The sequence below is a fragment of the Wolbachia endosymbiont of Aedes aegypti genome (assembly GCF_021496215.1).
In the GTDB taxonomy this organism is placed as follows: domain Bacteria; phylum Pseudomonadota; class Alphaproteobacteria; order Rickettsiales; family Anaplasmataceae; genus Wolbachia; species Wolbachia pipientis.
Genome location: NZ_CP090902.1, coordinates 1,007,581 through 1,027,995, shown reverse-complemented (window position 1 = coordinate 1,027,995; position 20,415 = coordinate 1,007,581). Strand labels below are relative to the sequence as shown.

The following is a 20,415-nucleotide window of genomic DNA, read 5'->3' as shown; positions in this document are numbered from 1 at the left end:
ACACTGGTTCCTTTATGACGGTGTCATCCGAGTAGCTGACACTGGGATGGCTTTGTCGCATCGTACCTTATACGGTAATAATTTACGATAAATTCATGTAGCCATTTCGAATTTAGCCATACCAATGTCAGTAAATTTATTAAGCAAACAGCACTTAATGAGCAGTTCTTTTTCACGATTTATAGCTCTTTTCATAGAAGTCCGGATGTGATAAGGATAGATAATGATAAGGAGGTTGAATGCCAGCAGCATATAGTTATGATTTAAGAAAAAAAGCAATGGAGGCGCTAGACGAAGGAGAAAGCAGAGAAGCAGTGGCAGCAAGATTTAAGATTGGACGAACTACTTTATGGGAGTGGCAGCACTGTAGGCTTGACCATAAATTATGTTAAGATAGAAAATGACTATTTTAGATAAAGCTTGATGTAATGCAGTGCGATACAAAATAACGGTAGAATATAATGGTAGTAATTTCTCTGGTTGGCAAAAACAGCAACACTCTGCTAACTCAATCCAGGAGAAGATAGAAAATGCTATATTTAATTTTAGTGGTGAGAAAGTTACTTTGTACTGTGGTGGCAGGACTGATGCAGGAGTTCATGCTTTAGGACAAGTTGCTCATTTTGATATGGAAAAGGAATTTGAGCTTTATAGAATAAGGAATGCAATAAACTATCATTTAAAATCAATTCCTATAGTCGTGCTTAATGCAGAAGTTGTAGATGATGCTTTTCACGCACGGTTTTCAGCAAAAAAAAGATATTACGAATATAGAATAGTTAATCGCTATGCTCCTGCCGCTCTGGAGACGGGTTATGTATGGCAAGTGTTTAGCCCACTTGATGTAAATATTATGCGTGAAGCTGCTAAACATCTACTTGGAAAACATGACCTTTCAAGTTTCCGTTCAAAAGATTGTCAAGCCGCAAATCCGATAAGAACAATTGATGATATCGATATAATACAAAATGGGAATCATATACACATCAAAATATCTGCTATTTCCTTTTTACATAACCAAGTGAGGATTATTGTGGGTACTTTAGTTGAATTTGGAAAAAATAGAACCAATCCGCAAGAAATGCTAAATATATTAAACCAATGCAAAAGAAGTGCCGCTGGAGTTACTGCACCACCTTTTGGCTTATATTTGGTAAAGATAGATTACTAATTTAATAAAAGCTAGTGAAATAAGTGCCATACCGCCACGGTATCTCCAGATTCCGCTAACAAGCAGCGAGATGACGAGTTTAAGTTCTCATTGGCATTACTACATATAATGCACTTGAATCGTCTTCATCAGTGATAATTGTAGCACTATTACCATCGGCTAAGCTAAACTTACATTTATTTTTTATGCAGGATAGAACATCAAGTAAATAACGCGAGTTGAACCCTATTTCTATAGGGGCTTCATTGTAGTCCACTTCTATGGATTCAGTTGCATCACTGCACTCTTGGGAGTTTGAATGCAGAGTTAGCAGCTTTTCTTGTAGTGAGAATTTAATAGATTTTACTTTATCAGATACAACAACGGAAACTCGATCTATAACGTCTGAAAGTTTTTTACTTTCAATAATCATATGCTTATCTTGAGATGCTGGAATAACTGCTTTATAATTTGGAAAAGTTCCATCTATTAATTTTGATATTAGAATATATTCACCGCATGTAAACTTGATTTTTCTGTCTGAGAGTTTTACTTTAATTTCATTACAATCGTCCAATATTTTTAACAGCTCCATAACAGTTTTACGTGGAATGATCACACCAAATTCGCCATTGATGTTCCCAGGCTTTGGCCTCTTTATACATGATAAACGATGGCCATCAGTTGCAACGCAGTACAGAAATTGCTCATCTGTATGTAGATATATTCCATTTAAATTATACCTTGTATCATCTAGTGATACAGCAAATTTTGTTTTAGTTAATAAGTCTATCAGGTCTGTATTTAGTAGAGTAAAATCATGTTTATAATTGTCTTCTTCAAGAGCAGGAAAGCTGCTTGAAACTACATTCGGTAAAGAAAAGTTTGCATTTCCGCAAGACATCAATAATTTTCCTTGGTTGTTTACTTCAAAATTGACATCCAAATCAGCGGGTAACTTCTTCACTATGTCATGTAAAGTATGCGCTGAAATTTTTACTTCTCCTTCTGTTAATACGGTTGCAGCAAGTGAGGCAAACATTGAAATGTCAAGATCAGTTGCCATTAATTTTATGCTGCCGTGTTGTGCTTTGATATTTATACACGCGAAAACATCTATTGCATTACGCCTTTCAACCACTCCACTTACTCTGGATAATGTATTTAAAAGACTTGTGCGGCTCACGCTAAAACGCATCTGCTCGCACACAGAATTTTGCTTTTTGATTTCTGTATCTACACCTGCAACCTCTGACATTGCTAACTCTCAAAAATATATTTTAAATGATATCCACATCCCATATAAAGTAAAGTGCTATTTATATTTCCATTGAAAGAGTAGTCTAGTTTATACTATAGCTGGGTATTCTGTTACAATAATTTACTTTGTATGGCATAAATCATGCATTTTTTGATACGCTTTTTGAAAACCAAGTAGGGAATAAGTATCATCAATGGTCACTGTTTTTGTTTTTCCATTAACTACCATTGATAATCCCTGCTTCATTTTTAGAATGAGATCTTGATCTATTTTTGTATGCTCTGCCCACGCAAAACTTCCCTGTATTATGGGCAGTGTATATTTAATTTTTTTGTCGATATTGAGAGCTACAGGCTCCTTATCATACTGAAAACCAGAGGTAACGCTTACCTCATCTGCTTTTTTATCAACATAACTAACCATTACATACGGCTTGCGATTGGTTGTATAATATTCGCTTTTTTTTTTAGGATAGGATACAATATAACATACTTTCTCTCCATCTTCCAATGCAGTATACACGAGCCAATCTTTATATTTTTCCTTCAATTGTACATCACTAACCGATGCAAAAGCGCCTATCGAAAAAAATATTAGAAATATAAAAAAACTACGCATGCAAACCAAATTTCAAACTTTCAGATTGTATATATTGTTTTACCTTAGCCATCGCCTGCTCAGCCAACTGCCTTATTCTTTCTCTTGAAACACAATATTTTTTACTAAGTTCATCCAGAGTTTGAATGTTTTCAGACAAATATCTACTGATAAAAATGTCTCTTGCCCTTTCGTTGAGACTCGCTAGTGCATTGTTTAAAATTGTTTCTTTTAATTCTTTTTCTTCATGATTCTGATAGGTTACTTCTTGACTGACCAAGTTACATGGGATCATATCTTGCAACTCCCTTTTAGAGTCATCACCTATTTTTATGCAATCGTTTAACGACTGATCCTTACAAGCCATACGGTAATTCATCTGCAGAACGTCTCCTTCGGATACAGAAAGCTCATTAGATATTGCTTTTATTTCTTCATTATTTAAAGTTTCCCTGTTTGTATACTGTAAAATTCTTTTTTTTATTTTACGTAAACTAAAAAACAATCTTCTTTGTGCTTGCGTTGTGCCTATTTTCACAAACGACCAAGATTTCAATATAAAGTCTTTTATTGAAGCTTCAATCCACCACACTGCATAAGTTGAAAAACGAAACCCTAAATCAGGATTAAACTTTTTCACTGCGTGCATTAAACCCATATTTCCTTCCATAACCAGGTCCATCAACAATAGCCCATAATTTTTGAATTTCATTGCAATTTTCACTACCAAATTCAAATGGCTGGTAATCAATTTATGAGCAGAAGAAACATCCTTATATTGGTTCCAATTTTTTGCTAATCGTACCTCTTCCTCTTGAGACAGCATAGGAAATTTTTGCACCCTAGCAATATATTGCATGAGATTGGTTCTGCTATCGACACATAAGTTTGCCATTGAGGTCAACATAACAACTTAAATCAAAACTTCATGCATATAATATATTGATTTTCCAGCAAAAATTCAAGCTTTGATTTGAAAAAAGTACAAATTTTCCATCTAATTTCTTGGAGACAGTAGGCCGCAGTGTTAGCTAATTGGATAACATTATGTAACCTTAGATGATATTCTACCAGTACAATGGTAAACGTTATAGCTTAAACACATAGCAAATAGTGTTATTCCAGTGCCTTGACACTGGAATCCACATTTCTTTTTTCTAGATCCCAGTGTCATGCCACTTAGATGGCAAGAAAAAACTCACTGGGATAACAAGACTGAGATAGACTAGAAATTAAACGCTACTCCAGCTTCTGCACCAACAGTGCTGTAAAGAACTTTGTATGCGCCTGCATCAGCAGCCTGTCCGGTTGAATTTTTAGGATCTGTTTTTTTTCCATCAAAATTAGCACCATAAGAACCGAAATAACGAGCTCCAGCATAAAGTTTGACTTCTGGAGTTACATCATAACTAACACCAGCTTTTACTTGACCAGCAAAACCAAATTTACTTTTTTGATCATTCACAGCGGGTTCCAAAGGAGTGCTAATATACGCTGCACCAACACCAACACCAATGTATGGAGTGATAGGCATATCTTCAATTGCTATATCGTAATACACGTTCACTAATCCTGAAATTGCTGTTACACTGTCTGCAATAGTATTTGCTGGGTCAAATGTTACATCTTTAACATCATTTTTGTTTAGGTATGAATAAACTCCTTCAACATCAACCCTGATGTCGTCCATTTTGTAACCAAATGCACCACCACCAGCTATAAAAGATGGTTTTAATGGACTGTAATCACTCTTGTCTTTCTTATAGGTAATACCATCAACTTTTGTGAAAAGAGGTAAAAATTCACCGTTGTATTGCAAACGAACGTAGTAGCTAGTTTCTTCATCACTTATTGGACCAACAGGATCTGAAAAAGCAGAGTTTGATAAACTTAGCAACGTTGCTAAAGCGGCTGCTGAAAAAAACTTTTTATAATGCATAATTGTCCTCGTAAAAAAATTAAAATTCCACTTTAGCAGTCTAAGTAACAACTAAAGTTAAGTCAAGTGCTAACTTAATAACACAAAATATTCTACATTTTAACTAATTTTTAGGAGAAGACAAAGATTTTATTAATGAATAAATACGACTTTTGATTTTTTGGTATAGCTAACACAGGTAAGATTTACTATCGAAAGACCTCGTCATTCCGCTGCTTGTTAGCGGATGAGAAATCCACAACTGTACGAACATTGCAATTTGGGCCTACCAGGAGGGCAATGCCTCTTATCCAAGTACCATCTTCTTGTCATCCCAGTCTGGGATCCAGGAATTTTATTAAGTTGGTAAGCATAAAAGTAGCCGTTTTATGTTAAAACACAATGTTCTTGATGAGATTACGGCAAGGCTGGATTCCAGACTGGAATGACATCGTTTACTATGTGCCATATTGCAATGTTTGTACAGTTGTGGAATGAATCACGGTATGACGTAGGGCTATGCTAGTATAGGTACATTATATGAAGAAGTGCTAGCGTTGGGAATATTAGAAAAAAAATACTTACACTAAAAGAAACTTCAGTAGTAAATTCAAAAAGGAAGTTTAAACCCAGATGGTAAACCCATCATACCTGCAAGATCAGAAGTTGCATTCGCCATATCTTCTTCTGCTTTTTTAACGGCATCATTAAACGCTGCTGTTACTAAATCCTCTACTATATCTTTTTCCTCATTTCTCATAAGTTCTAAGTCTATGTTCACCTTTTTAGCTTTATAGCTACCTATTTTTATGACTTCCACTAATACAGAAACTTTGCCACCACCAGAAATACCTTGAAACTCTTTTCCAACATATTTTTCTTGAGCTTCTGCAAGCTTTTTTTGCATCTCTTGCGCTTGTTTCATTATTTGACTAAAATCCACAACTTACTCCTTATTTTCTATATTAACTACTTTTGCACCTTTAAACGTGTCAAGGATATCCTTAACTGCAGGTGCATAATTTAAATTACTCACTTCCCTGTTTATATAACCTGTATCAACTGCAACAACCCACTCTTGCTGAGTCACCTGGTTTAAGTAATTTTTTAAATCATTGCAAAAATTACTATCCAACTTAGATACAGCTTTTAATTTTAAATATCCAGGTTTACAATCTATTAATTGTAGATTATTACACAGTTGTTTGTAAAGATAAATTTGGTTACTTCGCCTTAATAGTTGCAAAATCTTATCAAAATCGTAATTTTGTTGTTTATTTTCCACATGGATCCCAGTGTCACGCACTGGGATGACAGAGTGGGGTTGTTGTTTACTTTCCACATATTTTTTTGGATCCGAGTAGTCAGCTACTTGGATGACAGAGGGGGAAGGTGCAACAGGTCTGCCCTGTCTATTTCCTTGCTCTACATTCTGCGAAAGAACTTTTTTGATCACCTGTTCCGGAGAAGGCAGATCAGAAAGATAACAGAGGCTAATTAACATCATTTCAGCAGCAACATCGTTGCATGTTGAAGTTTTTATATCTTGAATACCTTTAAGCAACATCTTCCACAATCTCGAAAAAAATATTAAAGATCTCTTTATACTTAAATCTTTTATCCTATTCTTTTCATGCTCTGTAACTGCATTATCAATCTCTTTTGTAATCAAAAAACGGCATACTAACTGAATTGTTTGCAATAGACCTTCAAAAATACTAAGTGGGTTTGCTGTTTTTACCGCCTTGTCAAACACTGATAGAGCTTTCTGTAAATCACCTTCTAATATTGCCCCTAATAGATCGAATATAATATCTTTATCCACTAGGCCAAGTATGTCTGTCACATTTTTAGTGGATATTGCACCATCTTTGCTATATAGCACTGCTTGATTCATCAAAAACAAGGCGTTACGCATTGAATTTCCAGAGTGTCGTGCAATTAATTCTAATGCTCCCTTTTCAATGGAATAACTCTCTTTTTGTGCAACATCATTTAAACGTTCCACTATTTTAGCTACAGGAATGTTGTGTAAATCAAATCTTTGACAACGTGCAATAATAGTTATTGGTATCTTTTTTATTTCCGTAGTTGCTAAAATGAACTTTACACTAGATGGTGGCTCTTCTAGGGTTTTAAGTAATGCGTTAAATGCACTGCTAGATAGCATGTGTACTTCATCTATAATGTAGACTTTGAATTTAGAGCTTATAGGTGAATAGCAAATATCTCCCAGGATTACTTTAATATCGTCAATGCTAGTGTGACTTGCTGCATCGATTTCAATTACATCTGGATGGCTTGAATTTTTTATTGCTAGACAATTTTCACATGATCCGCAAGGTTCAAAAATTGGCCCCAGGGAACAATTCAAACATAAAGCTATTATCCTTGCAGTGGTGGTTTTACCAACTCCACTACTACCAGAGAGCAGTATAGATTGTGGAATTTTGTTTAAAATAAAAGCATTTTCTAATACACGCACTAATATATCTTGACCTACTAGATCTTTGAAGCTACTAGGACGATGTTTTAATGCTATATTCATAGCCTCGGATAAAACAAATAATGAAATAGGTATGCAACCCAAAAAGGTTCTGATATGGCTGCTTCATTTCTGATCTGACCAAATTACAGAGTTTTTGCCTGCATACCTTATAAAATATTATACTTTTTTTTTTATTTAGCAAGGTATATCCTATATTAGCTCTATAATTTGATATGTTAAATTTTTTACAGTGCTATTTTGAAGTAAACAAAAAGTTAGTTGTCATGCAAGTCACTACAAGATTGTCACTCCAATGTTTATTTATGTCATTTCAGCGCTTATTTATGTCATCCCAGTGCCTAGGCATACAGCTGTATGAATGTTGTGATATAAGAGCAATTTTTACCGAAAAGGATGTCATCCCAGTGCTTGACTACTTGGATCCAGAAAACTTAACTGTAAATGAGCGCACTAGGCAATTGTATAACAAGAACTGGATTCCAGTGTCAGCTACTTGCATGACACTACCTGCTACGCAAACTTCTGTGGACTACAAAGAAAGTTCGTACAGTTGTAGGTCAAGCCATAGAGTAACAAAAAAAGGATATTGGTATAACAAAAGAGGAACATTATGATTTTATATCATTTTCCTCTTTGTCCATTTTCACGAAAAGTTAGAGCTTTTCTAAAAGAAAAAAAATTAGGCTGTGATCTAGTGTATGAAAATCCGTGGGAAAAGCGGAATGAATTTATGGAGATCAATCCAACCGGGCAAGTACCAGTGTTAATAGATAATAACTTTGTAATAGCGGATAGTAATGCCATTTGTGAATATATAGAAGAGACTTACAATAGCGACGTCAAATTACTTGGTTCATCCACTATTATTAAGTCTAAAATACGCGCTCTAATCAATTGGTTCGATAACAAATTTTACAATGAAGTTACTAAGTATATTATGAATGAAAAAGTAATTACTAACCGCAGCCCTGACTCTAGATTTCTTCATGCAGCTCAGCATAACCTGCCTTGCCATATGGAATACACCGAACACTTAATTAACAAGAACGTTTGGCTTGCAACTGATAAGTTCACTTTAGCTGATATTACTTTAGCATCGCATATTTCCGTAATGGATTATGTAAGTAGTTTTCCATGGGAAAAAAGTAAAATTTTAAAAGAATGGTACTCCATTGTTAAATCAAAGCCTTGTTTTCGTGAGATATTATTAGAGAGGATTTCTGGTTTAATCCCTCCTAAACATTATGCTGACCTTGATTTTTAACTTATGTTAGCTTTAAAGCTACAGTCATTCCTTCATCAGTTGGAATCAATATAGAGAAATATTTTTTTTCATCTGATAATCTATTATTAAACTCCCTCATGGCATGCCATGATTTTTCTGATACTTCTTTTGGAGGCGATTCTAAAAATACTGTGTTAAACAGTAGAGTGTTATCTGCAACGATTAGCCCATCTTGTTTAATGTATGACTCTGCCCAATCTAAATACTTAGGATAACTACTTTTGTCAGCATCAATAAATATCATGTCAAATGGTGCTTTTGCTGATAATTCATTAATTTTTTCCAGTGCATCGCCTTCTATTAGAGTAATTTTATCACTTAGATTAAAAGCACTAAAATTTTTTTTTGCTATTCTTGAGTGTTGAGGATTATTTTCTATTGTATATATATGACCGTCTTTTAGTAGAGCTTTTGCCATGCAAATCGACGAGTAACCGTATAACGTGCCAATCTCAACAATACTTTTGATTTTTTGGATTTTTATAAATAAACTTAATAGCTTTCCTTCTTCAGGGCCAATTTGAATATGTTGCTTTTTTTCAAGAATACAATATTCTTCTATTTTTTTATATTCTTTTGCAAATAGATTTCTTATATATGACAATTTTATACTAAAATTATTACGCATATATTATAAATTAGGGAGACTTAATTCATACACAATTTATAAATATAATAATATAGTTTAAAATAATAAAAACATTTATTTTAAGTTATTATTTCATAGTATAAAATTTTAAGTGACAAAAATTATTATATATCGTACTATAGTTAACTAGTATAATAAACAGTCGATTATTATGCTAGAATTAAAGGGATTGTTTATGCGCATTTCTCTTTTTAAAATATAATTTTTATAATCAATTAGAGGGGGTTATATGTCTTATACTATTGCTGGTGAAGTTGAAACGTTAAACAAAAAATCTAACAAGAATGAAGGGGCTATGTTACTACATAATCCAGCTTATCGTGAAAAGTATAAAGAACGTTTTGATGAAGCTCAGAGAAAAGTTATGGATATGGTTCAGTTTTATGATGGGACAATAGTATTAATAGAGAATAAAATCGCTATGTATTACTACACTTGGCACAGTAAAAAAAGAGAGTTTGAGCGTAAAAAACAACAAACAGTAGTGAAAAACAATGACTCAGCATAGAGTCTTTTATATGGTAAGCTACAGTGGTATTACTTCACTATAGCTTTTCCATATAATTTATCTATCACATTAGTGAAATATTTCAGCTCTTTATACCCTCCATGTTTAACTTTATTATGCTCTATATATGATTTATCATCGTTAAGCTTGATGAAAAATATTGGAGTGGCTGTGATACCAAGTTTATTAATTGCCAGTGATTTATCATTTACGATTTTATCCATTATTTTCTTATCATTAATGCATTGGTTAAATGCATCTTGCTTTAAGTTGCTTAGTGCAGCAATTCTTTGTAGTAAAGTCAAATCACTTAAATTGTAGTAATTCCACGAATCTATTGAGTTAAAAACAGCTTTGTTAAAATTAAAGTAGTCTTCTTGTTTTTCGTAGCAATGACTTAGCATTGCAGCCTTTAGCCCTCTGTAATCCAAAGGAAAATGACGAAATATATATAACATCTTACCTGTATCTATATATTTCTCTTTAATTTTAGGAAAAACATTCCTATGAAAAAGAGAGCAGTGATAACAAGTTAATGAAGCATATTCTATCATTAGAATTGGTGCTTTTGGATCTCCTAATAATTTATCATTAGGTAATGGCAATAATAGCTCATTTGATGTTATTTCATTGGGTTTTTTTTGAATGTATTGGTTATCGGATAAATCTTGCTTAACAACTGCATAAGAATTAACACTTATGAAAATTAATAAAAACAATAGTCTAAAAATCATTACAATATAAACACTTAACTTACTAAAAAAAATTATACATTTATATTAATAATGTCAAGATAACTTTTGTTTAGCAAGGCTTTCAGCCCTATCTTTAAATGCAGCAATTATTTTACTTTGTGTATACTTATATACTGAGTTTAATAAAGTGGAAAATGAGTTGGACTTAAACTTAAACTCTATATAAAACTTTACCATAGTTTTATTTTCATCTATGGGAATGAATTGCCATTCATTGTATAGATGTTTAAATATTCCATTTGATGATACAGCTTTTATCCAACCTTCATTTGTTCCACTTGGAGAAAGAGAAGTAACTTCTGATGTATATCTACCTTTAATTCCATGAAAAGCTGCGAGGAGATCCACAACCATTTGGTTGTTAATTTTTTCTTTTATATAAACGGCTTTGCACCAAGGAACAAAATCAGGATACCTTTCAACATCAATTACAATTTGGAATACTTCATTAGGCAAACATAGGAAAACACCCTGTTCTTTGTATTGATGAAGCATAAATGTTAAACCAATCAAAATAGGATCCGTATCTACCGTCAGCCTTAGTAGATTCCTGAGACTAAAGTTAAGGTGGGCATCGCGTATCAATTTCAACGAAATTAACAGAGGCAATTCCCTTGACTAGAAATTATCGCTCGGGAAATTTAACTTAACTCATAACGCATAGAACAGACCCTTAATTAATTGTAGATGATTTATACAAGGTGTGTCTATAGATATATTAAAGCTAGCGATTATTATTTAATCTTTATTAAACTTTGCATTCTAAGTATCATAGCTAATAAATATATCTTATGAACATTACTAAAGTTTTAACTATCATTGTTTTTATTGTAATTTCTTCAAGTGCTTACACTAATTGTACAGATCACAAAATTTTTGTGCATACTATGAAGCAACAAGTGGATGGTATATCTACAAAGGAGAATAAAAAAAACCGGGAATGTGTGCAAAAAAAGCTTCAGGAGGTCATTCAAAACAATGTTAACCTCAAAGGAATATCGCAATTCGTCATAGGAAAACATTGGGCTTTAGTTAAACAAAAAGAAAAAGAAGATTTTTTAAGAGAGTATGAAGTGTATCTTACGCGTTTGTGCGTTAAAATTTTATATAAATACATGCATGATAGTGAAATGATCATAATGAGTACAAAAGCAGTTGACGATGAAACTTGCTTAATTGGTACAAGATTTTCTTACGGTGATGAAGAATTTACAAATATTGATTTTAAAGTTACTAAAAATAACAGTTCTTTCTTGATAAGTGATGTTGTAATGAGTGGAATAAGTATTGCTATTAATCAACGTTATCAATTTAGTGAAAAAATCGACACGCATGGCATAGCAAGCGTTATAGCTGAATTAAAATGCAATAACAATCCATGATATATATGCCTCATTGGCCTAAGCCACTTGGTAGCAGGCCGAATGATTTTTCTCTTGATCGCATAAAAGGCTTTCTTAGCAAACTAGATAACCCCGAGAAAAAAGTGCCTCCCGTAATTCATATAGCTGGAACTAATGGGAAAGGCTCAACACTAGCATTTATAAGATATATAATGCAAGCAGCAGGGTATAAGGTACACGCATACACTTCTCCACATTTAGTGAGTTTTAATGAGAGGATAGTGATAGCCGGCAGCTATATCGACGATAATGAATTATATAGCTTATTAGAAGAATGTCGTGCAGTAATTGCAGAACAACCTATCACTCTGTTTGAAGCTGCAACTATTGCAGCTTTTTTAGCTTTTTCTCGTCATAAAGCCGATATAACTTTAGTTGAAGTGGGTATGGGTGGAAGGCTTGATGCAACAAATGTTATAGATAATCCGATTTTAACAATAATTACTTCCATTGCACTTGATCATACGGAATATCTTGGCCCTACTGTAGAAATTATAGCAGGTGAAAAGGCTGGAATAATGAAACCTAATGTTCCTTGCGTAATAGCACCGCAAGAAAAATCTATAGTGAACACGCTAGAACACCACGCAATAAATAAGAAATCTCCCTTGTATAGAGGAGGTCTTGAATGGAATTGCAAAAAAAAGAACAACAAAATGGTTTTTCAATCAGCTATTCAATCAATAGAATTTCCTTTGCCATCTTTAAAGGGTGATCATCAGGTGATTAATGCAGGCAATGCTATTGCAGCATGTAGTATTTTAAGTGGAAAGTATGAATTTGATATTGGAGAAGAGGATATCACTTCAGGTTTACAGTGCACTTATTGGCCTGCACGGCTAGAGTCTATAAAAGAAGGTAATTTAATTTTCCTACTACCGAAAGATTGGCAATTATTTTTAGATGGTGCACACAATAATGATGGTGCTAGAGTACTATCTCAGTGGGTAAAAGATAATTTTGCTGAAGGTATTTATATGGTTTTTGGTGTTACTAGTAACAGAAATGTGGAAGAGTTCTTAGAGCACTTAAAGCCATATATCAAGCTACTATGTGCGGTTTGTGTTAAGTCTGAACCTAAAGCAACAAATACAAGTTTGATTAGGGAAAAAGCCAATAACATAGGAATAAAAGCAGTTGAATGTGAATCAATTGGCGATGCAATATCAAATCACATATTAAAAGCCTCTACCCAAAACGTCAAAACCATACTAATCTGTGGCTCATTGTTCCTAGCTAGAGACTTCGCTATGGAGAATAGCTAACTTTGATGATATTAACTGATCGATGGGGAAATAACTTTGATTGCTCATAGTACTGCTTGGCTTTTCGTTATCGACTTCTATAAACTGATCATCACCTTTAAATTGCTCCTCAATTGAATTTATAGCTGTCTTTTTGAGAATATAATTACTTGCAGCATTTAAAATAGGTGAAGTAACAATTAAAAGCGTGAATGGTAATGAAAGTAATAAGCCGGATAACATCATAGAGTTAGTTATACCAAAGCCGTTGGCAACTAAATCTAATCCCATACCGAAAAACATTAAAGATGTACAGATTGTGTTGCTCAAAATAACTGAATTTTTTAGCCACTTTAATTTAGTCCTATCACTCTTTGAAAAATTTTCGCATTCTTGGTCAAAGTTAAACAATAATAAAATATTAGTCTGATGATTAAACTCTTTCCCATTTCTAGTATAAATGCTCTTAACAGCTAGATTTAAAATAGATCCTGCTAACAAGGGAGCAAGAAAATCTACTGCTATTGGTACATTAGAAGAAATACCATTAATTATTAAAAATGCAATTGATGTGAAGGATACTAAAAGAACTCCTAAGAGATTTGAATAAGAAGAATATTTTACATAAGCAGTTACATTATTGTTAATTGACTGCTGCTTATTATAGAGTTTATTTCTGCACTTATCATCTAAGTATTTTTGCAATTCTTCATAACTGCGACTCCACAACTTACCGCGTAATTCTTTTATTAAATTATTTCTTTTATTGAGACCTTTCTCCAATGGCTCTATTATAAATTCTTCAAAAAATGGCTTATTTAATGCAATAACCTTAAATTTCTCCTCCGCTTCTTTATTGTTTGGGTTTTTATCTGAGTGATATTTTAACGATAATTTACGGTATTGTTGACTAAGCTTTTTCTTAATATTCTTAATGTCAGAATTTACCACATCCTCCTTTTGAATATTAAATGTTAAAAACAACTGCTTTAAAGCGTGGTACTCATTTTCATTCAAAACATTTCTAGCCACATTACACCTACAAATTAACTAACTATTAATGTTCTATAATATACATATTTCCAAACTATGTCAATTATTTCATAAATATCTTTGGTAAAAATTATTTCTGTTATGACTAGCATGATAAGTGTATGAAGCGACTAAAATTGTCATTACAGCGCTTAGTGTACGACAGTGCTCCAACATTTAGGGTTGCAGTTTTCATGGCAGATCTGAGTAGCTGACCCATCTAAGAGGTGTCATTCAAGTAGCTGACACTGGAATGGCTTTGTTGCATCGCACCTTATACGGTAGTAATTTACAATAAATTCATGTAGCCATTTCGAATTTAGTCATTTCAGTGTTGCCTACTTGGATGACACCACCTGCTATGCTGCAAATTGCAACGTTCGTACACTAAAGTATAGTGTGTTACTAACGAAGGCAAACAAATATCTGCTTTATGAAAACGTTAATATTTTTCATTGAAATAATACATAAATACTAGAAAAACCTTGGCAGGTTATTCGCGTTTGATTATCATAGAGAATTATATAAATTAATAAATGATCTATGGCAAGTAACCCAGAAGAAAGAAATAGTGATAAACAAAAAGCGCTAGATAACGCAATAAGCCAGATTGAAAAAGCATTCGGTAAAGGTGCAATAATGAAGTTGAAGCAAAACCCTGTAGAAAAAATAGACACAATATCCACAGGATCAATTGCGCTTGATTCGGCTCTAGGTGTTGGAGGTCTGCCAAAAGGGCGTATAATTGAAATATTTGGCCCCGAGAGTTCTGGTAAAACCACTCTTGCCTTGCACGTGATTGCTGAAGCACAAAAAAAAGGAGGATCATGCGCATTTATCGATGCAGAACATGCATTGGATGTCTTATATGCTCGTAAACTTGGGGTAAGCACTGATGATTTAGTGATTTCACAACCAGACACTGGAGAGCAGGCGTTGCATATTGTTGAGTATTTAGTGTGTTCTGGTGCGGTTGATGTGATAGTTATTGACTCTGTCGCAGCATTAACTCCAAGAGCTGAAATTGAAGGTGATATGGGTGATCAACATATGGGGCTGCAAGCAAGGCTTCTAAGTCATGGGCTACGGAAACTAACCTCTGCCGTTTCAAAAGCGAACTGTATATTGATATTTATTAATCAAATTCGTATGAAAATAGGAGTAGTGTATGGAAATCCTGAAACTACCACGGGTGGAAATGCATTAAAATTCTATACTTCTGTAAGGCTTGATATAAGAAAAGTTGGTGTAATAAAAGACAAAGAAAATATTACAGGTAATGAAACAAGAGTTAAAGTTGTAAAAAATAAAGTTGCTCCTCCATTTAGAGAAGCGAAATTTGATATAATGTACAATGAAGGTATATCAAAACTCGGAGAAATAATAGATATGGGAGCAAAGCTTGGTGTGCTTGAAAAAGCAGGCGCTTACTATTCATATAACAACACACGTCTTGGGCAAGGAAGAGAGAATGTAAAAACTTACCTAAAAACAAACAAAGAAGTCGCAAATGAAATAGAAACGAAAATCAGAGATTTACTCAGAAATCATGATAATTCTATCATAATAGACGAGGATAGTGAGCAACTTTTAGAAGAATCAGTTTTCTGATCTAAACTTAGGCATTAGATTTTGTGTTGGACGGGTTGTTACAGTATGACGGTAATTCTATGTGCTAATATAACAATCTGTAATGTTACCTTGTATCAAAAAGACTTTGCTGAAGCAGTTAAAAAAAGCTTTTCATGAGAAATTATAAATGATAAATTGTTAACAATAGGTTGTTGTTAATAAGATTATGTGTTTTGGTTTACCTAATATAAACAGGGAAGGTTATTCATTTATAGTAGTTTCCTTTATAGTAACGTGTATAGCATTCTCTATATCTTGGGGGTTTGGCGTTACGTGCTTGTTTCCGACATTATTGTGTACTTATTTCTTTCGTGATCCAGCAAGAGCTGTGCCAAACAATAAGAATCTTATATTAAGTCCTGCTGATGGTGTGATTTCAAAAATTGAAGAAGTTAATTATCCTTTATCAGCAGAAAACGGAGAGGAGAAGAAGTTTACGCTTGTTAGCATATTTTTAAGTGTTTTGAACGTCCATGTGAACCGTATACCAATATCTGGTACGATAAAGGAAATGAGTTATAAAAAAGGCAAGTTTGTATCCGCAATGAGCAATAGGTCTAGTAATGAAAATGAAAAGCAGGTTATTGTAATTGAATACGAAAAGGGGAAAGAAATTATTGTGGAGCAAATAGCTGGATTAATTGCACGTCGTATCGTTTGTAATTTAGGAATATCCCAGAACGTAAAAGCAGGTGAAAGGTTTGGAATTATAAGGTTTGGCAGTAGAGTGAATATCTATGTTCCTGCTGATACAGAAGTCAGAGTTTCAGAAGGGCAAACTGTTATTGGTGGTGAAACAATTATAGCAAACTTAAATAAGGAAAACGTTCAAGAGAAGCTTACTTTTGACGTTATATGAATAACGAGGGAAGTAACAGTAGATTCTTACCTATTACTAAATTATTCCCAAACTTTATAACTTTATTGGGTTTATGTTCTGGTCTCACTTCACTTAAATTTACATTTAATGAACAATGGGAATTCTCAGTAATTTTTATCATCATTGCAGCAATAATAGATGGAATGGATGGCAGAATAGCTAGAATTCTAAAATCAACTAGCGATTTTGGAGCCCAGCTTGATTCTTTTGCAGATTTTCTAAATTTTGGTGCAGCGCCTGCATTTCTTTTGTATTTTTGGAAGCTAAACGAAATCAAAGTCATAGGTTGGATTTTAGTAATGATATACGTAATCTGCATATCAATAAGACTTGCAAGATTTAATGTTTCGCTACACTCAGAACAACCATACTGGGAAAAATTTTTCTTTTCTGGTGTTCCAGCTCCAGTGTGTGCTTTACTTTCTTTGTTACCAATAATTATTACCTTTCAATCTCATGAGAGTGAATACTTACTTCTCATAGAGCGATTTTTTAACACAAGAAACGTAGCTTGTTACTTTCTGGCCATTTCATTTTTTTCGATAAGTCACATTCCAACTTTCTCTGCAAAATATATTTATATTCCCAAAAGCCTATCCTATATATTTGTGTCATTTTTTGGAGTACTTATTGTATTTTTCATCAGTAAGCCCTGGATGACTCTACCAATTTTAGGTATAGTGTATACACTTACTATTCCAATAAGCATCGGGTTTTACATATATTTTACATATAAAACTCGTTAGCTAACAAAAAATAGAAAACTGCATGATTTTGAAGATAAGTGAACTATTAAATTCATTTCTGTATATAAAGATATTCAACATTCCATTTATAATTATTTGGGTAATTGCAACTGGAATCTTTTGTACTGCCCAGTTCAAATTCATTAACTTTAGGTTACTTAAATATGGAATACAGACGCTATTCAATCTAAAGTGTAATAACAGCAACAATGGCATAATCACTCATATTCAAGCGTTTGCAACAGTAATTTCAGGAACAGTTGGTCTTGGAACAATATCAGGAGTTGCAATAGCTATCACAATAGGGGGCCCAAGTGCAGTTTTTTGGATGGTAATTACCGGAATACTTGGTATGTCGATAAAGTTTGCCGAGGTGGTGCTTGCATTTACTTATCGCTCTGAAAATACAACTGGCGGGGCTTTTTATTACATGAAGTACGGGCTTGCAAAAATTGGATTTGCAAAAACTGGTAGATTTCTTGCCTTCACTTATGCGATTATGCTACTTATTGCAATGATTTTGGGCGGTATACCATTTCAAGCAAATCAAATAGCAGCACTATCAAATAACCTCCTAGAATACAACGCATCCATTATTATATCCCTGCTTGTCTTTATTGTAATATTGGGAGGAATAAAGCGCATTGCTTTCGTTTCAACGAGCTTAGCACCAATTATGATAGTGCTATATGTGGGTATGTGTATATATTTAATTTATGTAAACGGAAGTAATTTGCTGAATGCTCTATCCATAATATTCCAAGATATCTTCAATAAATCAGCTATAGGAAGCGGAGTATTGAGCGGATTAATAGCCGGAGTGAGAAGATCAGTGTTTGCTAACGAAGCAGGTACCGGAACAGCAGCTATAGCACATTCAGCTGTAAAAGAAGAAGATCCAATTAAAGTTGGGTGCGTTGCAATGACTGCACCACTTATAGACACAATATTAATCTCATTTTTGACTGGTATTGTGATAATTATCACTGGTATGCATAGCACTGATAACGTGGGTGATATTACACTAATTAGTTCGATATTTTCAACAGCTTTGCCCTTGTTCAGCAAGTTAGTTTTTCCGCTAATGATGTTTTCCTTTGCATTTTCCACAATAATAGCTTATTGTTACTACTGTGAAGTTGCTTTGCTGTATTTATTTGGTAGCAAAAAAATACTGATACCGTTCCAAATTCTTATAGTGGTTTCAGTGTATATCAGCTGTATGTCAAAGAATATAGAATTTATATCTTATCTAGGTGACAGTTTGTTTATGTGCCTTATGATTCCAAATGCTGTTGCAATATATCTACTAAGAAGGGAAGTTTTGAATACAATAGATTCTTATTACAATTCTAAAGGGTATTAACATGATTTATAGATTGCTTTGTATGGTGTTATTTTGCCTATTGTTTAATGATGTGTACGCTGCTTCAGGTTTTTACGAAAGTTATGACGCTGTGTTGAATGGAATAAATAACTTCATGAATGAAGTACTGTTTTTCAAGATCCTTTACGTGCCATTTATAATCCTTCTACTAGTTTTTGGTTATGTGTTTCTAACATTACGTTTTGGATTTCTCAACATAAGAATGTTTAAGCATGCGTTTGCTATTTTATGTGGAAAATATGACACGAATCACCATGATGGCCATATTACGCATTTTCAGGCATTTATGACTGCACTTTCAAGCACAGTAGGCCTTGGAACTGTTGCTGGAGTCGCAATTGCAGTTTCAATGGGTGGACCAGGAGCGGTGCCTTGGATGATGATTACAGGTTTTTTTGGTATGTCAGCAAAATTTGCTGAGGTAACGTTGGCGTTTAGACATAGAACAGAAGATCAGGACCAATTGTTTAGTGGTCCCTTTCAGTATATAAGGAATGGTCTGGAGGAATTTGGATTTAAAAAACTTGGTATTGTGCTGGCTGCCATGTATGCAGTATTCTTTGTATTATCAGGTCTTGGTGGAAGTGTAGCGTTTCAAACCAACCAAATGGTTTCAATATTATCTGGCTATTCAAGTTGGGTAGATGGTCACTCTTGGTTTCTTTCTTCCATAATTTCTGCGCTGCTTGCTCTAGTGATTATTGGCGGAATTAAAAGGATAGCTAGAGTATCTTCTGCACTAGTGCCTATTATGTCACTTATATATATCTTGAGTTGTATTATTATTATTGCATTTAATATTCATAACCTTGGTTATACGTTGAAAATATTATTTTCCACTATGATAGATTTCAATGCTGTTGGCGGAGGGATGGTAGGAGCATTTGTTGCTGGAATTCAAAGGGCAATCTTTGCCAGCGAAGCAGGTGTTGGTTCTGCTTCAATTACTCATGCAACAACTAAAGATGAAGAACCAGTAAGAACTGGACTAGTCGCTATGATAGAACCATGCTTTGACACAATGTTAATTTGCTGTTTAACAGGAATAACAATAGTAATAACAGGTGCATACCAAACAGGTGTTGGTGAGGGAATATTAATTACTCACAAAGCATTTGAGACAGTTTCTCCATGGTTTCCTATCCTTCTAACAGTAGCTGCTCCTTTGTTTGCATTTTCTTCAGTAATTTCGTTTGTATATTGTTGTGAAATGGGGTGGCTATATTTATTCGGTGCAAAAAGTATAGTGATATACCGCATAGCGGTAATAATTGTGGCGTTTTTCTCTGGTCTTTCTAAAGATATAATGGCTATTGCCAATATCGGTGGAACTTTATTCTCTTGTTTAGCTCTCATCAACATGACAGCGCTTATACTGTTTAGTAATCAGATTAACAATGAAGTTCAGTGCTACCTAAAAAGGCTGAGGAATAATAAAATTAATTAGGTTCTTGGTATA

The 20,415-nt window shown here is 33.8% G+C and carries 20 protein-coding genes, 2 other RNA genes and 3 pseudogenes; 12 read left to right on the top strand and 13 right to left on the bottom strand.

All coding sequences use genetic code 11. From position 1 onward, the window contains the following. Window positions 1–93: 93 nt before the first annotated feature. A pseudogene (locus L0Z58_RS07130) lies at window positions 94–192 on the bottom strand (IS5 family transposase); the annotation flags it as partial. Window positions 193–239: 47 nt separating this feature from the next. Between L0Z58_RS07130 and L0Z58_RS05300 the strand changes: the two are divergent. Further along, window positions 240–362, top strand: a pseudogene (locus L0Z58_RS05300) (IS630 transposase-related protein); the annotation flags it as partial. A 71-nt stretch (window positions 363–433) separates the two neighbouring features. Then, on the top strand, window positions 434–1,171 hold the full coding sequence (gene truA, locus L0Z58_RS05295) for a tRNA pseudouridine(38-40) synthase TruA (RefSeq protein WP_010963021.1): 738 nt from the start codon (window positions 434–436) through the stop codon (window positions 1,169–1,171). 79 nt (window positions 1,172–1,250) lie between these two features. Here truA and dnaN read toward each other — a convergent pair whose 3' ends face one another. From dnaN to ffs, 7 genes are all read right to left on the bottom strand, one after another. Further along, window positions 1,251–2,408, bottom strand: a complete 1,158-nt coding sequence (gene dnaN / locus L0Z58_RS05290) for a DNA polymerase III subunit beta (RefSeq protein WP_022626404.1) — start codon at window positions 2,406–2,408, stop codon at window positions 1,251–1,253. A gap of 123 nt (window positions 2,409–2,531) precedes the next feature. Beyond that, the gene (locus L0Z58_RS05285) at window positions 2,532–3,029 is read right to left on the bottom strand and encodes an invasion associated locus B family protein (protein ID WP_006279310.1); all 498 of its coding nucleotides are present in this window, start codon (window positions 3,027–3,029) and stop codon (window positions 2,532–2,534) included. Beyond that, window positions 3,022–3,915, bottom strand: coding sequence for an RNA polymerase factor sigma-32 (locus L0Z58_RS05280; RefSeq protein WP_010963019.1), 894 nt, complete (start codon window positions 3,913–3,915; stop codon window positions 3,022–3,024). Before L0Z58_RS05280 ends, L0Z58_RS05285 begins: the two co-directional genes overlap by 8 nt. A gap of 318 nt (window positions 3,916–4,233) precedes the next feature. Then, window positions 4,234–4,947, bottom strand: coding sequence for a P44/Msp2 family outer membrane protein (locus L0Z58_RS05275; protein WP_010963018.1), 714 nt, complete (start codon window positions 4,945–4,947; stop codon window positions 4,234–4,236). Between the two features lie 589 nt (window positions 4,948–5,536). Continuing rightward, on the bottom strand, window positions 5,537–5,869 hold the full coding sequence (locus L0Z58_RS05270) for a YbaB/EbfC family nucleoid-associated protein (protein ID WP_010963017.1): 333 nt from the start codon (window positions 5,867–5,869) through the stop codon (window positions 5,537–5,539). 3 nt (window positions 5,870–5,872) lie between these two features. Beyond that, on the bottom strand, window positions 5,873–7,474 hold the full coding sequence (gene dnaX, locus L0Z58_RS05265; protein WP_010963016.1) for a DNA polymerase III subunit gamma/tau: 1,602 nt from the start codon (window positions 7,472–7,474) through the stop codon (window positions 5,873–5,875). A gap of 15 nt (window positions 7,475–7,489) precedes the next feature. Continuing rightward, window positions 7,490–7,589: signal recognition particle sRNA small type (gene ffs / locus L0Z58_RS05260), an RNA gene on the bottom strand. Between the two features lie 232 nt (window positions 7,590–7,821). Between ffs and L0Z58_RS06925 the strand changes: the two are divergent. Continuing rightward, window positions 7,822–7,938, top strand: a pseudogene (locus L0Z58_RS06925) (WPE palindromic element domain-containing protein); the annotation flags it as partial. 107 nt (window positions 7,939–8,045) lie between these two features. Further along, window positions 8,046–8,699, top strand: a complete 654-nt coding sequence (locus tag L0Z58_RS05250; protein ID WP_010081992.1) for a glutathione S-transferase family protein — start codon at window positions 8,046–8,048, stop codon at window positions 8,697–8,699. 1 nt (window position 8,700) lies between these two features. Here L0Z58_RS05250 and L0Z58_RS05245 read toward each other — a convergent pair whose 3' ends face one another. Beyond that, the gene (locus L0Z58_RS05245; protein WP_010081993.1) at window positions 8,701–9,348 is read right to left on the bottom strand and encodes an O-methyltransferase; all 648 of its coding nucleotides are present in this window, start codon (window positions 9,346–9,348) and stop codon (window positions 8,701–8,703) included. A gap of 250 nt (window positions 9,349–9,598) precedes the next feature. Here L0Z58_RS05245 and L0Z58_RS05240 point away from each other — a divergent pair, with 250 nt between their 5' ends. Then, window positions 9,599–9,877 (top strand): DUF2671 domain-containing protein, encoded by a 279-nt coding sequence (locus tag L0Z58_RS05240; protein ID WP_010963014.1) that lies wholly within the window; start codon window positions 9,599–9,601, stop codon window positions 9,875–9,877. 29 nt (window positions 9,878–9,906) lie between these two features. On the opposite strand, the gene L0Z58_RS05235 is transcribed toward L0Z58_RS05240, so the two are convergent. The 3 genes from L0Z58_RS05235 to ssrS form a co-directional block, all read right to left on the bottom strand. Next, entirely contained in the window at window positions 9,907–10,611 is a 705-nt protein-coding gene (locus L0Z58_RS05235) for a DsbA family protein (protein ID WP_010963013.1), read from the bottom strand. A gap of 54 nt (window positions 10,612–10,665) precedes the next feature. After that, on the bottom strand, window positions 10,666–11,127 hold the full coding sequence (locus L0Z58_RS05230; RefSeq protein ID WP_010963012.1) for a type II toxin-antitoxin system RatA family toxin: 462 nt from the start codon (window positions 11,125–11,127) through the stop codon (window positions 10,666–10,668). Window positions 11,128–11,146: 19 nt separating this feature from the next. Next, window positions 11,147–11,307: non-coding RNA, 6S RNA (gene ssrS / locus L0Z58_RS05225), on the bottom strand. Between the two features lie 116 nt (window positions 11,308–11,423). Here ssrS and L0Z58_RS05220 point away from each other — a divergent pair. Further along, window positions 11,424–12,014, top strand: a complete 591-nt coding sequence (locus tag L0Z58_RS05220; protein ID WP_010963011.1) for an MlaC/ttg2D family ABC transporter substrate-binding protein — start codon at window positions 11,424–11,426, stop codon at window positions 12,012–12,014. Continuing rightward, the gene (locus L0Z58_RS05215; protein ID WP_010963010.1) at window positions 12,011–13,300 is read left to right on the top strand and encodes a bifunctional folylpolyglutamate synthase/dihydrofolate synthase; all 1,290 of its coding nucleotides are present in this window, start codon (window positions 12,011–12,013) and stop codon (window positions 13,298–13,300) included. The genes L0Z58_RS05220 and L0Z58_RS05215 overlap by 4 nt, the downstream gene beginning before the upstream one ends. On the opposite strand, the gene L0Z58_RS05210 is transcribed toward L0Z58_RS05215, so the two are convergent. Then, window positions 13,268–14,230: a J domain-containing protein gene (locus L0Z58_RS05210; protein WP_010963009.1), complete on the bottom strand. Its 963-nt coding sequence runs from the start codon at window positions 14,228–14,230 to the stop codon at window positions 13,268–13,270. The two genes, L0Z58_RS05215 and L0Z58_RS05210, sit on opposite strands and share 33 nt — an antisense overlap. 624 nt (window positions 14,231–14,854) lie before the next feature. Between L0Z58_RS05210 and recA the strand changes: the two genes are divergently transcribed. From recA to L0Z58_RS05185, 5 genes are all read left to right on the top strand, one after another. Beyond that, window positions 14,855–15,922 (top strand): recombinase RecA, encoded by a 1,068-nt coding sequence (gene recA, locus L0Z58_RS05205; protein WP_010963008.1) that lies wholly within the window; start codon window positions 14,855–14,857, stop codon window positions 15,920–15,922. 187 nt (window positions 15,923–16,109) lie between these two features. After that, window positions 16,110–16,802 carry a phosphatidylserine decarboxylase gene (locus tag L0Z58_RS05200; protein ID WP_007548750.1) on the top strand — a complete coding sequence of 231 codons (693 nt, stop codon included), beginning with the start codon at window positions 16,110–16,112 and terminating at the stop codon, window positions 16,800–16,802. Further along, window positions 16,799–17,569, top strand: coding sequence for a CDP-alcohol phosphatidyltransferase family protein (locus L0Z58_RS05195; protein WP_010963007.1), 771 nt, complete (start codon window positions 16,799–16,801; stop codon window positions 17,567–17,569). The genes L0Z58_RS05200 and L0Z58_RS05195 overlap by 4 nt, the downstream gene beginning before the upstream one ends. A 22-nt stretch (window positions 17,570–17,591) precedes the next feature. Further along, window positions 17,592–18,935 carry an alanine/glycine:cation symporter family protein gene (locus L0Z58_RS05190; protein ID WP_010963006.1) on the top strand — a complete coding sequence of 448 codons (1,344 nt, stop codon included), beginning with the start codon at window positions 17,592–17,594 and terminating at the stop codon, window positions 18,933–18,935. 1 nt (window position 18,936) lies between these two features. Further along, a complete protein-coding gene (locus L0Z58_RS05185) occupies window positions 18,937–20,403 on the top strand; it encodes an alanine/glycine:cation symporter family protein (protein ID WP_010963005.1) in 1,467 nt (488 codons plus the stop codon). The last annotated feature ends 12 nt before the right edge of the window (window positions 20,404–20,415 follow it).